Consider the following 15,765-nt stretch of genomic DNA (forward strand, 5'->3'; position numbering starts at 1 on the left):
ATTGATACTCTTGATGTCAACAAGCTCTCAAAATACGCATACCTTTTAAGAGCTAATCACATGGTTATGCCTTCATACGGTCCTAAGACCTCAAAGGAGGTTAAGAAGAGAATAAAGGACTGGCACAGTTTTATTGCCGATGCGGCTGAAACCAACCTGCTGCCAGAAGAGCTTATCAAGGCTGTTATTGAAGTTGAATCAGGAGCTGTGGTAACCGCTGTATCCCAGTGTGGAGCTCAGGGTCTGATGCAGCTGATGCCTAAGACTCAGAGTGAGCTTGGAGTAAAAGATCCTTTCGATCCAAACGAGAACATCAGTGCCGGAACCCGATACCTCGCACAGCTGCTCAACATGTATGACGGAGATCTCTCCCTTGCACTTGCAGCCTATAACGCTGGTATGGGAAACGTCAACAAATACGGAGGAATACCTCCGTTTGAAGAAACACAGAACTTTGTAAAGAAAGTTACAGCCATATATCACAGGCTGCAGAAAGAGAACGCCAATTAAGCCTTAAGACACAATACTTATAAGTTTAGAGATGGTTTCATCAAAGGAGGTGGTCTCACCTAAGCCCTGTTTTAGGAAAGCGTTGATCTCGCCAATCTTATGCAGAGCATAGTCTGCCTCAGGATCAGAACCTTCCTTGTATTCACCCAGCTGAACCAGAAGCTCAATTTCCTGATACTTAGCCATAATGTTACGCAGTTTGCCGGCTGCTTCCTTATGCTCTTTGGTAACAATCGCATTCATAACACGACTTACAGAAGCCATCACGTCAATAGCAGGATAAAAGTTCTTTGAGGCCAGCTTTCTTGAGAGAATAATGTGACCGTCCAGAATAGATCTGGTTTCGTCGGCGATAGGTTCAGTCATATCATCACCTTCTACCAGAACAGTATAAAGAGCAGTAATTGATCCCTTATCAGAATTACCGGCACGCTCCATAAGTTTAGGAAGAGTTGAGAATACTGATGGAGGGAAACCTCTACGGGTAGGAGGTTCACCTGCTGCCAGACCAATTTCACGCTGAGCACGACCAAAACGGGTTACAGAGTCCATCATCAGAAGCACACTTTTTCCCTGATCTCTGAAATATTCAGCTACTGAAGTTGCAGTATAGGCAGCCTTTAAACGCTCCATAGATGATCTGTCAGAAGTTGAAATAACCAGAACAGTCTTTTTTAGACCCTCAGGACCTAAATCATGTTCAATGAATTCTCTAACTTCTCTACCACGCTCACCGATAAGTGCAAGAACACAGACTTCGGCACTGCAGCCTTTAATAATCTGGGATAACAGAGTTGACTTACCACCACCGGCAGCAGCAAAAATACCCATACGCTGACCTTCACCGCAGGTAAGCATTGCATCTAAAACTCTAAGACCAAGACTAATAGGTTTACAGATTAGCTTTCTGGTCATAGCGGCAGGAGGATCTGCATACACAGGATAGAAATGATGAGTGTTGAGAGGACCCTTGCCATCGGCAGGATCACCAACACCATTGATAACTCTTCCGAGAAGCTCAGGACCAACCGGAACCGACAGCACATGTCCAGTTGGAATAACTTCGGTGTGAAATGAAATACCTTCAAGATCACCTAAAGGTGTTAAAAGGGCTGTGTTTTTTGAAAAGCCAACAACCTCTGCACGCAGTTCACCCGCCTGACCAGGAGTTCTCAAAAGACAGAGCTCTCCGACCTTAACTTCAGGAACAACAGCGTGAATAATCGTGCCCACAACCTCTTCTACTTTACCTCGAATCTCGACGGTTGCGGCAGACTGAACAGCTTCTTCTAATATCTGACCTATATATTCAAGGGCCATTTACTTCCTCTTGATATGATTTTCTAAACTGCGCTGCAGAATCTTAAGCTGTGAGTTAAGGCTTGCCTCAACCACACCCTGCTCTGTTTCTAAAAGACAGTCACCTACCTTAAGATTAGGATCTGCAACCATATTTATATAGCCGGTAGGATTATCTCGTCCAACAAGATAGTTCTGAAGAGTCTCTTTTAAAACACGCTCATCCTGAGAAGAAACACGCATCAGAATACTTTTACTGCCTCTAACCGCATTTAATCCCTGATGAACAACTCGGGTTACCAGCTCGTCATGATCGAAGGATCCTATAATCTTGCTGACAGCATCCATAACCACACCAACAAGCTGTTTTTCCAGACCTTCAATGGAGTCAACCTGCCCCATAACCATATCCATCAGCTTTTCGGTATATACGGATTTACCTTCATCAACACCTACAGCATAACCTTCATCGTAACGTTTCTTATAAACTGCCTTTGCCTGCTCTCCAGCCTCAGCCGCAGCTGCCTTTACCTTATCAACCAGCTCATTTGCATTGGATAGCAGAGAATACTCCGCAGCCTTGATCACCTTAGAGCCCGGTCTTACATTCCATAATTTGGTATCTTTTAATTGAAAATATTCTGACATGAGCTATCGATCTCCAGACAGAGAATTTTTACTGTACAGTCAAAGATTAGTTTTTCATCACTGTCTGATAAATCCAGACTAACGGATGATTCTGGCTTATAACTTATTTTTTCGATACATTCTGCTGAAGCCTTCTTTAGTATATTTGACAAAACTGCATCACCAGATTCTTTGACAGCCTGTTCGCTTGAAGAAAAAGCCGAAACGATTCTGTTTTTCAGATATGCAGGGATGTAAAGACTACCGCGTCTAAATCCGAATGCATAAATCTCTTCACCTAGATACTCTCTGTATGCTGTAACCTGTTCTTTTTTGATTTCTGAAATCAGAATCTGAGAACAGATACTTGCACATAGAAGTTTTCTAAGAAGTTCAAGCTGTTCCCCTGAACAGAAACAGAATCTGTTGGCAGGAGATTCAAAATCAAAATAGCCCTCGCTTATTTTCGAGAGCTTTCTTATAAGTCCGTGATTATCAAGAAAACGCTGGGCACTGCTGCTGTTCATAATTTCATCAGGCAGTACCACTTTCTCATCAAGATGGTTATACTCAAGGATTTTCTTGAGAAGATCTCGTTTCTCAGTTAGCAGTGATAGAGCAAATTCTCTGTTCATAACTGAACTCCATCACTTACTTCTGGGCTTCTTTATCAGCTTTAGACTCTGCTGCTGCCTGTGCATCGGCCCCTGTTTTTTTAGGAAGATTCAACTCAAGAGAAATAAGTTTCTTGAATCTTAGTCCAAAGACCGCAAGAGCAGAAAATACAATGCCAATAATAATACCAAAGGATAACAGAGCTGAAGTTGTCAGATACCAAGGCACAGTCTTAAGAGCAGGAGGAAGAATCTTTTCACGGTAATCCTCCAGCATGACGTTCACTCTTTCTCTGGTAAGACCAGGTACAGCCTTAGCAGCGGTTTCGCGGATTGCACCTACCATATTAACAACAGGTGAGTTAGGAGTGTGTCTGATAAAAACTGCAGCTGAAGGTGGTGTAGTAATACCAGATGACTGTTCATGCTGAACCAGGGTTACATGAACACGGGAATCCAAAACACCATCAATCTTAGAGAAGGTATCAGAGAGTTCCTGAGATAAAGCAAATGCAAATCTTGCCTGTTCTTCAAGCTGAGAGGAAATCATGGAATCACCGGAGAAAACAGTACCAAGACTCTTGAAAGGAGTACGAGGAAGAGAGTTTTCCTTAATGATATCCAATGCTCTGACCATATCCTCATGCTCAACAGCAATATGATAAAGTCCCTTGCCTTCACTGACCTTTTCTGCGGCCACACCACGCCTTAGCAGCGCAGATAACATTTCATTGGCATCTTTTTCAGTAATTCCTGAGTATAAGGTTTCCTTACAGCCTACAAGGAACAGAGAAAATAATATAGTCAGTATAACCGCAAATTTTTTCATAATAATATCTTTACTTCAGCATTCAGGACCGTAAACCGGAACAAATACGCTCTCAGTGTCTAAAGGTTTACATATCAAGAATAATCAGACAAACACAAATACACATTCCCTACAAAAAAAATTATAGTTTGTAACCCACAGATTTTCAGTCGAAGCGGTTAGAAAATCAAAGAATTTTGATTCTTTTTTTGAGACTAATCTCTTAATTTTAAGAATAATTATAAATTGGATAATAAGCTGACATTCTTGAGAGTAAAGAAATTTAACTGTATGCATATTTTTATGATGCAGAAATTTTATAGAAAAATAGACAATATCCGTACTTCTGAAAAAAATATTATCCTCTCCTCCCCCCAAAAAAATATTTCAAAGTCTTTGTTAGAATTCAGAGATATTAGGAAAGTATCAGTTAATAAAGATGGGTGAATTTAATCTTTTTTGCTACTAATCACTTAATTAAAAAAGGAATTATCCTAATATGACTTGGACATCCGTATTTTTTCATGAAAAAAAATGGAGTAAAAGTGATTACACAAGATAAAAAAATTCTTATCGCAAAAGATGACCTTAAAGAAGTTTATCTTTTGTCAAACATGGCAAACAGACATGGACTAATTACGGGGGCAACGGGAACAGGCAAAACCGTTACCCTGCAGACAATGGCAGAAAGTTTCAGTCAGCTTGGAGTACCTGTTTTCCTATCTGACGTAAAGGGCGATTTATCAGGCATCGCAGCAGAATCATCTCCAAATGGGAAAATAGCAGAAAGAATAGAAAAACTGCAGTTAAGAGAGCTTGGATATGAATCACGAGCTTTTCCTGTAGCATTCTTTGACGTCTACGGAGAAAAAGGTCATCCACTCCGAACCACCATCTCAAGCATGGGGCCACTGCTTTTATCAAGAATTCTGAATCTTAATGAAGTACAGAGCGGACTGATGCACATTGTCTTCAGAGTAGCTGATGATAACGGTCTTCTGCTTTTAGATTTAAAAGATTTAAAGGCAATGCTCAAGCACGTTTCAGATGAGAAGGCAAAATATCAGGAACAGTACGGAAATATTTCCTCAGCAAGTATAGGTGCTATCCAGAGAGGCCTTCTGCGTCTGGAGGATGAGGGCGGAGATCTATTCTTTGGAGAACCTGAACTTAATATCGAGGATCTGATGCAGTCTGACGAGAATGGATACGGTCAGATTAACATCCTTGAATCTCAAAAGCTTATCAGCAATCCTAAGATCTATTCCACTGTTCTGCTGTGGCTTCTCTCAGAGCTTTATGAAAAGCTGCCTGAAAGAGGAGATAAGGAAAAGCCTCTAATGGTATTCTTCTTTGACGAGGCTCATCTGCTATTTAATGATGTTGAGTCATCCCTGCTGCAGAAGATCTGTCAGGTAGTTAGACTTATCAGATCAAAAGGTGTGGGAGTATACTTTATCAGTCAGAATCCTGCAGACATTCCAGATGAGGTTTTAGGACAGCTTGGCAACAAGATTCAGCATGCTCTTCGTGCTTATACTCCAAAAGATCAGAAAGCCCTGAAGGCTGCCGCAGATTCATTCAGAACCAATCCAGAGTTTTCAACAGAAAAAGCCATAGGAGAGCTTGCTGTTGGAGAAGCCCTTATTTCATTCCTAGATGAAAAGGGTTCTCCTCAGATGGTAGAAAGGAGCTTTATTGTTCCTCCTCAAAGTCAGGTTGGACCGGTTGACGACGCTAAGAGAAAGAATCTGATCAAAACCTCTCTACTTGCAGGTATTTATGACACAGCTGTAGACCGAGAGTCTGCCTACGAAATCCTCACACAGAAAGCCCTGGCAGACAAGGAAGAAGCTCAACGAGCAATTGAGGAGAAAGAAAGACAGAAGCAGCTTGTTCTAGAAGAGAGACAACGTATACAGGAAGAAAGACTACGTATGGCTCAGGAACGTCATCAGGCAGCAATGCAGAGACAGAGTGAAAGAGCTGCAAGGTCAAATCCTACTGTTGTCGATCAGATAATAAGAACAACCGGCAGAACCATTACCTCTTCAATAGGAAGATCGATCGGAAGAACAATTGTAAGAGGAGTTCTTGGAAGTATCTTCGGAAGCAAATAAAGTTCAACAAGAGAGGCAAAAAGCCTCTCTTGTTGTATGTAAAAGCTCTTCCTCGCCACCCCCCCCATAAAACAAAAGGATCACAACTTCGCCAGAAATTGCAATCCTTAGACAGATAATAAAGTCGATATTAAAATAGCTTAAGATACTTTCTGAGCTAAACTCTTTAGCATATCTGTCATTGATTTGGTAATGTTAGAAACGGTTTCAACCATAGCGTTGTACTGACCAAGCTGAAACTGCAACATAATCATATCTTTCTGCTGATCACCAGAACCACCGTTGGATACCTGAGCAATCGCAGCCTCTAAAGAAGCCTTCTGCTGATCCATTCTGTTCTGTAAAGCTGAAATACCAAGTGAAGCTAAATCCATAATAATCTCCGAGAATCCAATCTAACCTCAATCAACTCTGAGCATTGCAGATATCAACTGCAATATCAACAGCATTCTTTAAAGCAGTTAGCTTTTTGAATGTTACGGAATCCAATCCTTCATCCATAGCCTTTTTCAGATCAAAAGACCAGTTTGAATACTCCTTTCCCAAATTATAGAAGACTTTCTGATCTTTTTCTTCCCAGGCCTTAAAAACGTCATTTTGCGCCAGATTGTAATTCATAATAAACCTACCTTATATCTGCCTGTTACCTTTCAGCACTGTAATCCATGAACTGCTTTGCAGTAAGTGCCTCTGGTGACTTCTTATCTTTTATCTTGGTATAAAGACTTTCTGCCTCATCTGTATTACGCTGCAGACTTAATGAAATAACCTTCAGAGAAAGTGTATCATCATCTTCAGAAAGGTCATCCAGAATAGACTCAGCCTCCTGAAATTCGTCGGTAACAATCTTTGAGAAGGCCAGACCTAATGAAGCAGCTCTCATATCAGGCTGGTACTCTAAAAGGTTTTCAAATAATTTACGAGCGTTGTAAACATCGCCATTCATGCAGGCAGCCATTCCAAGCTGAACCAGCATTGAAATATCGTCCTTAGTTTGTGTGGTTACCATAATTATTTCCTTATTTCTACTTGAGCTGCAACTCTTTAACTTCGCTACCCTTCATCAGCACAACCTTATTGAGGTCAATTGATGAAACCACGTATCCAGAAGGAAGCACACCGCCCTCAAAATACTTTCTGCCATTCTTAAGTGTAATAAAGCGCATTGGTTTCATTGTTACACTAAGTATAGCTGTTTCATCCACATTCTGTTCTGAGGCTTTCCTTTTTCTTTCGTCAGCAGAACGTTCGCTTAACGAGGTAATTTTTTCATCCGTTGAGGAACTCAACTCAATTGTTTCTGTACCGTCAAGACGTTCAACACTTGCGTTTGCCTTAGGATCATACTCGGTAAACATTAAAGGTATACTAAATTTCTTAGATGTCTGATATCTTGCTGTTTCAAGATTATTCTGATCCTCAAGAGTTGTACGGCCTTTATAGAAAACTCTACCCTTTCCAATAACCAGCTGAATATTATGAACCCCCAGATGCTCACAGTTATCCTTCAGCTCATTTTCAAGTTCATGTCTATATACGATTCTGCCTTTAAGTCTGTTCTTATAGCGAGACTCCATAGCATTAAATGCCTCTGCCTCAACATAGGCATCTGACATATAACCATCGACACCGATTTTTCCATCATCAATATAATGCGCATGAACATAATAGCCAAGATTCTGGAAATCTCTCTCTACGCCAAGAATCTCATCATCTCTAACTTCAACATTCAGATTCAGTGTTGTCTTAAGCTCAGGCATAACTTCAATGAGCTTGGCGAATCTTTCCTTAGATTCAACTGAGCCATTAAGGTCAATAATTCCATCATTAACCTCGGTTTTTAAATCCTTAAAGTTATTCTCCTGAATAACAGTATTCAATGCATCAAGATCTGTATCAAGCTCACTGGTCTTGAATATAGTCGATCCGAACATCAGGAAAATCAGCAGCAAAATCAGAAGAAGAGCACTTGCCGCAGTTAAAGCAATTGTGCGCTTATCAATAGATTCTGCTAATGCAGGAGCCTGCTCTGCAGCCTTTAACTCGGCTCCCTCTGCAGCTGTTTCTGCCTCAGCAGGTACAGCATCACCTTCTGCGTTTGACTTTCCCCCTTCAGCAGGAGGATTCTCCACATTCTCGGAACCCTCAGCCCCTTCTTTAGGGGCCTCTGCAGGAGTCTGTTCTGAAGCAAAGGCTGGCTTTGCCCATGGACCTTTAACAGTTGAGGCTCTATAGCATATAAGAGTATCACCAAGAAGGATAAATACCCCGCTATCCCATTTGTGCTTACCCGGCTCTAGTGGCTGTCCATCAATCTGAGCAGGCTCATTTACAGTAATATTGACCTCAAAAGGGGTAACCTCAATTACAGCAGCAGAAACACTCATTTCCTCGTCAGAGAAAATAAGATCGTTATCTGTGCCAGTACCAAGCGTGTAGGAACCAGGTTTTAAATCAAAAACCAGTCCGTTGTGAGGTCCGGTGAACACCTTAAAGGTGTATGAATCAGCCATATCGTTCTTCTATATCTATAATAATTTAACTGTTCTTATTGGATGCTCTGTTTGAACTGCAACCAGAACTGTCTTTCTTTTTAACTGGACGCTTTAGATAGTTATCCTGAGTTGCAGATACAGCAAAATCAGAATCATCAAGATCATCAGGAAGAGCCTGAGCCTCACCTAAATTCAAGACCTTTGGAGTAATCAGGATCAGACGCTCTCTCTTAAACTTTGTCTTAGAATCAGTACCAAATAACTTACCGACAACAGATACATCCTTAAGTCCAGGAACACCTGAAGAATCATCCTGCTTGTACTCAACATAATAACCGCCTAAAAGCAGACTCTGACCTTCTCGGACCACAGCCTGGGTGTTAATCTTGGTCTGCTTTATTGGAGGAACAGAATCACTTTCTGCAGAATTACTGTCATTTGAATCCTGATTACTCTGAACCTGAACCACCATCGAAATCAGAGGTTTTTCACCAGGTGTATCTTCAATAATATGAGGTGTCACCTGCAGTACAGTACCAGACTCAACCTTGAACAGATCAACATCCTGATAGCCTGCAACCTTTACGTATCTTGTAGTGGTGTTTTCAAGGGTTGCCTCAACATTATCAAGAGTCATAACCGATGGTCTGCCTAAAGTCCTAGCCTGCTGATTCTCCTCTAGGAAATTAATTGCAGAGAAGAAATGTGCTGAGTTTGAATTAAGCACGGTTGAAAAAATACCGCCCCCAGTAGTATTCGTTGCAGCACTGGAGCCATCCCAGGTGAGATTGGCAGACTTACCAACACCGGCACCAACAGTAAAGGCACCAAATCTCTTATTGCCATGCCATGAAATACCTAGATCTTTTGCTGCAGAAACATCAACATCAACGATTGCAGCATGAAGTTCAACTAGCTTAACAGGAACATCAATATCCCTAATAACTTTCTCATAGTAATCCATTCTGTATTCGGCGTCATTGATAATAACAGCATTAAGTCTAGTATCAGCCATTATATTTACAGAACTTCCTTCATCGTTACCAGGATTAGCATCACTTAAGGTTGGAGCCTTAGGACCATCACTCTCCGCATTTTTCTTCTCAGAAGCACCGATTGAGGCAAGACCGGTTCCCTTTAGCTTGGAAACAGTTGCCTTCATTGGAACAACAGTATTGCTTGAACCTACAGTCGCACCGTTTACCATCTTCTGTAGAATGGAGGCAACACCAGGAATTACAATGGTTCTGTTCATAGAGGAAACTTGGGTATCATCTGCTTTAGCATGCTTTAACTTGAAAACACGCATAACACTCTTAGTATCAAGATTCTTACTAAATGAAATTGCAAGAGAATCAATTCTGGTAACAAGATCTGCAGGCCCCTGAATAACCAGCATACTGCCTTTGGTCTTCAAAGGAAGCTCAGCTGGTACTGTTCCGCTGTTTAATAGAGTTTTTTCAAGAGTCTTAGCCTGCTGTGGAGTACCTACATTAACCAGTTTCTGTTCCCAGTCATTTTCATGGAAGAAGTAGATAGTGTCATTAACAACATAATAGCGGACTCCATAGGCGATTTTAAGACCGTCAAGGAACTGATTGCCAGGAACATCAGTAAAGCGGCCGCTGACAATTCCGGTCACCTTATCGGAGACTACACAGTCCTTTCCCATAACTCTGGCGAAATCCTTAAGAACACTCTTAAGGTCTTCACCATCAGAATAATGAGAATATGAAGATGAAAAATTATAGGCAAAAGCAGGAGTTGCGATCATTGCCCATATAACGAAAAAAATACAAAGAAACTTTTTCAAAGTACATCCCCAAAGCCCCTTCCCTTGGAGAATACAGTCTATTGTATCTATAAGAAAAACTGCATAGCCGAGAAAGGAGATACTGAAACACGATTTTCTAGTCTACCTTTAATATAATCAAAGTCGTTAAGAAAATCTTCAAATACTTCATCAATATGTGACTCATTTATTTCTATTGGTAACAAAACTTGCTCTAAGATAACATCTTCACCGTCCAAAACTATCCTACAGCGAGAAAGTTTGACAAGACCAGCATTAAGTTTTGCTATATCACGACACATACTGCTTAAATCAGGTTCATCCTTTGGAAGAGAGATAAGTTTCTGTTTTAAGATGATGCAGACTGCATCAGGAGAATAAAAAGAGAGAACACCGCTGTCGAGTTCGACAAGGTATTCTCCGTGTTCACCAATTTCAGGACTCCATCCTGTTAATTTCAGGATGAAGTCGAATGCCTCTTTTGGATTATGAATTTCCATAGATTAACCCATAACCTTATTCAAGGTCTGACGGTTGGACTGGAACAGTTCGTTGACGTTAGACTGACAGCTTGTAATTGCGTTACGAGCATCATCAAGAGCCTTCTTGATCTCTTCCATAGCTGTACGTAATACTTCTGTCTGAGCATCAATATCCTTGTTCAGCATCCTTTGCGAGATCGAAAGCATTTTTATCCATTGTTCCTGCCTTTAGCTCACTAGATATAGAATTTAGCTGCTTTAAACTCCTTCCAGCAGAAAACATCGACAGACCACCAGCAGCAATGGATACACATGAACAGCAAATTCCCATAATAAGAGCTCTCTTGGCATCTGCTCTCATATTTTCTGCCTGAGTATGAATATTATTACAGATATTCTGACACTCAGCCCACATCATCTTAACTTCCATATCCTTACGGTCACGGTTCATTTTGATGATTGCCATAAGAAGCTCTGTAATACTTGTCACAGCAGTGTCAACTTTACCAATTTGAGCAAATAGATCCTGAGTACTCTTAGGAGTAATAGGTTTAGTTGGCTTATCTAACTGAGTTTTACCAGGATCCTTTTTATCCTTTGTATCATCAGCTGCAGGAACAGTATCTCCACCGTCGGCTTTCTTAGTCTTGTCCGCACCATTTACAGTTGAATCAGTCTCTGGGTCCTGAACAGTAGCTGGAGCGCCTGCGGTTGCGCTAGGAACAGAAATATTGCACAGTAATAATGAATCTAACTCAAAAATTCCGTCTTCAAAATTAAATTTCTTCATAACACACCTCTAAATATTTAAGCCATTCCACCGGTTGGAGCCATTGACATTACATTGATTTGAGCCTGAGCCTTATCCTTGACAACCTGAGCAGCATCTTCAGTCATCTTCTGGAAGAACTCTAGGATAGCCTTAATAGCCTTCTGAGTTTCCTGATCTTCAATTAGAAGTTTCTCTAAGGCTTTCTTAAGTTCCAGCTCATCAGCCTTAAGCATAGCTCCATCATATTTGTAGACAGCATTTGCAATACCTGCTGCACCTGTACCTACAGAAGATAGACCGTTAAGGAATGCACCACCGTAGGACAGTCTTGCACAGAAGATTGCGACCTTAGTACCAATATCAGCAAGCTTTGCAGCATGAGCAAGACCATTTCCGGTACAAATACCAGCTATGATTCCGCCGATTGCGTCGATAGCCATACCGGTAATAGCGATTGTTGTATCTGAAAAGCCCATGGCTTTCATCATTGGTTCAAGCATTCGCGTTGTAAGCCCCTTTCCTGTGACCTGCTCAGTGATATTTGATGAAAGGAAGTACAAACCAGCGATTCCGGCAGCAACCAAAGCCACGTTACCATGCATTGCACCGACGACAATTGCTGCAACTGATAAAACGGCTGTAACAATATTGGCAAGCCAGCCAAAGGCTTTCTTCCACCAGCCAGACTCTTTTTCCTCTTCGGCTTTCTTAATAGCCTCATTGATTTTATCCATAGTCTGCTGGTAGTTTGCTTCTTTTTCCTGCTTGTTGTTTTCAATTCTGCTTTCTGCAGATTTCAGCTGAGAAGTTCTGTTCTCACCGGTAATAAACTGAAGCAGAGCCTCAAGACCAAGACCTTTTAGATCACCTAAAGCTTTGTCAGATGGTGGTTCAAGATTTACATGTTTAGTATCAACATCTGATTTTTTCTGCAACTCAGCAAGCTCAAGAGCTTTCAGCTGTTGGGCATATTCTGTAATAGAAATCTTACCAGCAGCAAAATCCTTTGTAAGGTTCAGAACTTGTGTCTCATAATTGACACCCTGAGAACCATATTTGTTAATAGCACTGTCAGACATAATATACGCTCCTAGTTACTCATTTTTTTCAACATTCTTTAAGGTTTCAAGCAAGGCTTTTGCCTTTGCTTTAATCTGTAAATCGTGAGGGCTGTTTCCCTTTCCCATAAGGTCAATGAACTCTAAAGCTGCAATAGCATTCTCCTTCTGATCAGCCTTTAGACGGCATAATGCAGAGTAGTACATAGGCTCAGGGTCCTGTAATCCGCCCATGGTTGCCCCCATTGCATAAAGTTCTGCTGCTTCCTGGAATGCTTTCTGGTTTTCACGACAGGCAGCTAAACCAACCCAGTATTTGGTAATTGAGCCATCATAAACAACTAAAGCTCTGAAGATTTTTTCTGAATCAGCATACTGGCCAGATGAATAAAGATTGTAGGCATATGCATACATAACTTCTAATTTATCTGAATCAAGACCAACCAGGTCACCAAGACTTGACCCCTTCTCTATTAGTCTATATGCACTTAATACAGCCTCTTTCTGTTCATTGCTTTCAAAGAGGAAATTTAATTCATCTGCATTATCGATATCTACTGCCATAATTAGCTCCTAATTATTTTGACTATTTAACGATTTAGGTCTGACAGAGCATTAACAAATTTTATCCATGCTCGTTATTTAAATTTATCTCATAAGTCAGAAAAAAATCGTTGTATCTGTCAAAAAACCGTTTTCTTATTTACTAGTATAAATATCAATTATATGTTTGCAACTAATTTTGGTACTATAATATTAAATATTATAACTTGATCACATTTTTGTTTTTGTGGTTACATTTTTCTAACAATTTTTGTTTTATTCTTTGTTTTAAATGTATTTTTTAAATTTTCTTTAAATAACAAAAATTATTTGTTCCATTATTTTGAAAAAAAAATTTTTCAAAGATTAGCAAAATTACTATAGTGAAAAAAATTTATCAAAATGTGACAAAATTCGAATTTTCTGTTTTAAATTCAAACTGATAGACTTGAAGGTTAGGTATTAATAAAAAGACGTTTTATTTTTTTTATGTCAGTAAATTATTTTTTTTTTATAATTTTGTCTGTTTTTAAAGCGTTAGACAAAAAAAATACAAATTAGTAAAAAAATAAAAAATCTCCTTACTGCCTCATATACCTAAACTTTGCGAGTATAGATAGAGACATGATTAAGTAAATATAAAAATATTTGATAAAACTGCATAGGAATGCGATTTAACCATTGCATTCCTATTTTTATATATGCTATACTAGATATGTTGTTATATTATCTATAAGGTGTTTTCTATGTTAGTTCAGGCTCCTGATTTACCTCGTATGCTTTGTATGAAAGGTACTAAATATTATGGTCTTTATACTTATAAGAATGCATGGGATGCTGAAAAGAAAAGGTCTTACCGAGTTAAAGGCAGCACAAAGTGCGTAGGTATTATGGTCTCTGGAGATAAAACAGGAAAAATTAAATGGAGCGATGAGTTCTTAAGTGAATATCCTGCATTAGAATCTTTAATCTCTCAAAGAGATGAAAAAGGAAATATTACCTTCTCTCCTTTGGATGAAGAAACTCAGACTATAACCGTTAAAGATGCTTTATCTGCTCAGAGATATCATGCCGGAGCCACCTGGGTACTTGACCATATAATTGCAGATACACCATTAGTCAAAGCTTTAAACAGAACCTTTGGTAAATATAACCTTAACAAGAAAATCCTGTCCTTAAGTTATTTCTTAAATCTATCTGAAGGCAACGCCATGACCAGGTATGAGAACTTTGCCGCTACCCATAGGTTACCCTGGCAGCATACCTTAACCTCATCTGCTATTACCAGAATCTTTCAGAATATCTCATCAGAACAGATTGACAGGTTTGTGGCTAAATTAAATCTGCTCTCGATTGATGAGAGTAAGCAGGACTGCAGAACAAAATACTGGGCCCTGGACTCTACCTCCATATCAACCTATTCAACAAACTTATCCAAATCCTCATACGGACATAACAAGGATGGAGATAATCTGCCTCAGGTAAATGTCTTAATGGTAGTAGACCAGCAGACAGGAGAGCCTGTATATTACAGAACCTATAACGGCAATGTCCCTGATATTGTCACCGTGAAACATCTACTTCAGGAGCATGCCCGTATCAGACTGGACTCAAATGCTGTTTTTGTTGCAGATAAAGGTTATGGCTCTGTAGCCAACATCCACCGTTTTTATCAGAACAAAACCTCGTTCCTTATCAACCTTAAAACCTCTTTCTCCATCTGCAGAAATATTTTTGATGAAGCCCGACTCGATTTATTTGATCCACTCAACTTCAATGAGGACATCAACAACAGCTGCACCTCCAGAGAAATTACCTGGTCATACCCGGTAAACTTTAAGACAGACTGCAAACGAGCCCCGCGTCTTAAGGAAAAGATGTATATGCACATCTACTATGATCGTGAAATCTTTAATGCTCATCAGAGAACTATCACCACCAATATTTCAAAGGTGGCAAAAATGCTACAGAAGGGAGAGACTCTTTCTCCTGCGCTAAAGCATATTAAGGATACCTTTCTTATAGAGTCAGTTTCATCTGATGGAAGTATTACCTACTCAACAAATAGAAAGGCTTTAGATGATTATCTGAAAATGAAAGGGGTAAGAATTCTCGTAAGTAACGAAGTTAAAGATCCTATTGAGGCATACAAAGCATACTTTGACCGAAATGAAGTTGAATATGCCTTCAGATTATTCAAGCAAAGACTTGGATTTAACCGTATGCGAGTAAGCTCTAACGATTCACTTGAGGGTAAGGCCTTTATTCAGTTTATTGCAACCTCAATAGCAATTATGCTCAGAAAACGAATTGCAAACGCCTTAAAGGATAATCCTAAACTCAAACTTGCCTATGACAGTGAACCAGTAGTTTTGGATAAGCTCGATAGTATTATTGAAACCAGATTCAGCTTTGGCAGTTATTATTCTGAAGTTGTTGGAGGATTAAAAGAGCTGTTTAAAGCGCTGGGAATACCAGAACCAAGTGAAGAGCTAGCACAGGAAGCTTATGAAGCAGATACTGAAGCTGAAGAAAAGGACTTATTTGAGGAAGAATTAGAACAGGAGATACAGACTCCTTATCAGGCTCTTGAATGACAAATGCTCCCGAAGGAGCATTTAAGATCCCAAACTTTATAGATCAGT

Annotated in this window: 17 protein-coding genes; 3 read left to right on the top strand and 14 right to left on the bottom strand. The window is 39.9% G+C overall.

Translation table 11 applies throughout. The features are described from left to right. On the top strand, nt 1-510 hold a 510-nt coding region (locus QZU45_RS08900; protein ID WP_295354321.1), incomplete at its 5' end, for a lytic transglycosylase domain-containing protein. 3 nt (nt 511-513) lie between these two features. On the opposite strand, the gene sctN is transcribed toward QZU45_RS08900, so the two are convergent. Genes sctN through sctJ form a run of 4 tightly spaced genes read right to left on the bottom strand, consistent with a single transcriptional unit; the run spans nt 514 to nt 3,879 of the window. Next, entirely contained in the window at nt 514-1,830 is a 1,317-nt protein-coding gene (gene sctN / locus QZU45_RS08905; protein WP_295354324.1) for a type III secretion system ATPase SctN, read from the bottom strand. Continuing rightward, a complete protein-coding gene (locus tag QZU45_RS08910; protein ID WP_295354327.1) occupies nt 1,831-2,457 on the bottom strand; it encodes an HrpE/YscL family type III secretion apparatus protein in 627 nt (208 codons plus the stop codon). Continuing rightward, the gene (locus QZU45_RS08915; protein WP_295354330.1) at nt 2,436-3,071 is read right to left on the bottom strand and encodes a hypothetical protein; all 636 of its coding nucleotides are present in this window, start codon (nt 3,069-3,071) and stop codon (nt 2,436-2,438) included. Before QZU45_RS08915 ends, QZU45_RS08910 begins: the two co-directional genes overlap by 22 nt. Nucleotides 3,072-3,087: 16 nt before the next feature. Beyond that, a complete protein-coding gene (sctJ, locus tag QZU45_RS08920) occupies nt 3,088-3,879 on the bottom strand; it encodes a type III secretion system inner membrane ring lipoprotein SctJ (RefSeq protein WP_295354333.1) in 792 nt (263 codons plus the stop codon). 545 nt (nt 3,880-4,424) lie between these two features. Here sctJ and QZU45_RS08925 point away from each other — a divergent pair. Beyond that, on the top strand, nt 4,425-5,978 hold the full coding sequence (locus QZU45_RS08925; protein ID WP_366925489.1) for a helicase HerA-like domain-containing protein: 1,554 nt from the start codon (nt 4,425-4,427) through the stop codon (nt 5,976-5,978). A gap of 140 nt (nt 5,979-6,118) precedes the next feature. On the opposite strand, the gene QZU45_RS08930 is transcribed toward QZU45_RS08925, so the two are convergent. The 10 genes from QZU45_RS08930 to QZU45_RS08975 are packed head-to-tail and all read right to left on the bottom strand — an operon-like array spanning nt 6,119 to nt 13,141. Then, a complete protein-coding gene (locus QZU45_RS08930) occupies nt 6,119-6,352 on the bottom strand; it encodes an EscF/YscF/HrpA family type III secretion system needle major subunit (protein WP_295354340.1) in 234 nt (77 codons plus the stop codon). A 31-nt stretch (nt 6,353-6,383) separates the two neighbouring features. Then, nucleotides 6,384-6,596 carry a hypothetical protein gene (locus tag QZU45_RS08935; protein ID WP_295354343.1) on the bottom strand — a complete coding sequence of 71 codons (213 nt, stop codon included), beginning with the start codon at nt 6,594-6,596 and terminating at the stop codon, nt 6,384-6,386. A 25-nt stretch (nt 6,597-6,621) separates the two neighbouring features. Further along, nucleotides 6,622-6,987 (bottom strand): tetratricopeptide repeat protein, encoded by a 366-nt coding sequence (locus QZU45_RS08940; RefSeq protein WP_295354346.1) that lies wholly within the window; start codon nt 6,985-6,987, stop codon nt 6,622-6,624. A gap of 16 nt (nt 6,988-7,003) precedes the next feature. Further along, a complete protein-coding gene (gene sctD, locus QZU45_RS08945) occupies nt 7,004-8,491 on the bottom strand; it encodes a type III secretion system inner membrane ring subunit SctD (protein ID WP_295354349.1) in 1,488 nt (495 codons plus the stop codon). 25 nt (nt 8,492-8,516) lie between these two features. Further along, a complete protein-coding gene (gene sctC, locus QZU45_RS08950) occupies nt 8,517-10,286 on the bottom strand; it encodes a type III secretion system outer membrane ring subunit SctC (protein WP_295354352.1) in 1,770 nt (589 codons plus the stop codon). 47 nt (nt 10,287-10,333) lie between these two features. Then, nucleotides 10,334-10,765 carry a hypothetical protein gene (locus tag QZU45_RS08955; protein ID WP_295354355.1) on the bottom strand — a complete coding sequence of 144 codons (432 nt, stop codon included), beginning with the start codon at nt 10,763-10,765 and terminating at the stop codon, nt 10,334-10,336. Nucleotides 10,766-10,768: 3 nt separating this feature from the next. Next, complete coding sequence (locus QZU45_RS08960) at nt 10,769-10,933, bottom strand: hypothetical protein (protein ID WP_295354358.1); 165 nt, start codon at nt 10,931-10,933, stop codon at nt 10,769-10,771. Continuing rightward, entirely contained in the window at nt 10,914-11,537 is a 624-nt protein-coding gene (locus tag QZU45_RS08965; protein ID WP_295354360.1) for a hypothetical protein, read from the bottom strand. The genes QZU45_RS08960 and QZU45_RS08965 overlap by 20 nt, the downstream gene beginning before the upstream one ends. Nucleotides 11,538-11,554: 17 nt before the next feature. Continuing rightward, nucleotides 11,555-12,598 (bottom strand): type III secretion system translocon subunit SctE, encoded by a 1,044-nt coding sequence (gene sctE, locus QZU45_RS08970; protein WP_295354362.1) that lies wholly within the window; start codon nt 12,596-12,598, stop codon nt 11,555-11,557. 15 nt (nt 12,599-12,613) lie between these two features. Beyond that, nucleotides 12,614-13,141, bottom strand: coding sequence for a SycD/LcrH family type III secretion system chaperone (locus tag QZU45_RS08975; protein ID WP_295354365.1), 528 nt, complete (start codon nt 13,139-13,141; stop codon nt 12,614-12,616). A 725-nt stretch (nt 13,142-13,866) separates the two neighbouring features. Here QZU45_RS08975 and QZU45_RS08980 point away from each other — a divergent pair. Further along, nucleotides 13,867-15,717, top strand: coding sequence for a transposase (locus tag QZU45_RS08980; RefSeq protein WP_295354368.1), 1,851 nt, complete (start codon nt 13,867-13,869; stop codon nt 15,715-15,717). The last annotated feature ends 48 nt before the right edge of the window (nt 15,718-15,765 follow it).

The sequence above is a fragment of the uncultured Succinivibrio sp. genome (assembly GCF_902756765.1).
Classification (GTDB): Bacteria; Pseudomonadota; Gammaproteobacteria; order Enterobacterales; family Succinivibrionaceae; genus Succinivibrio.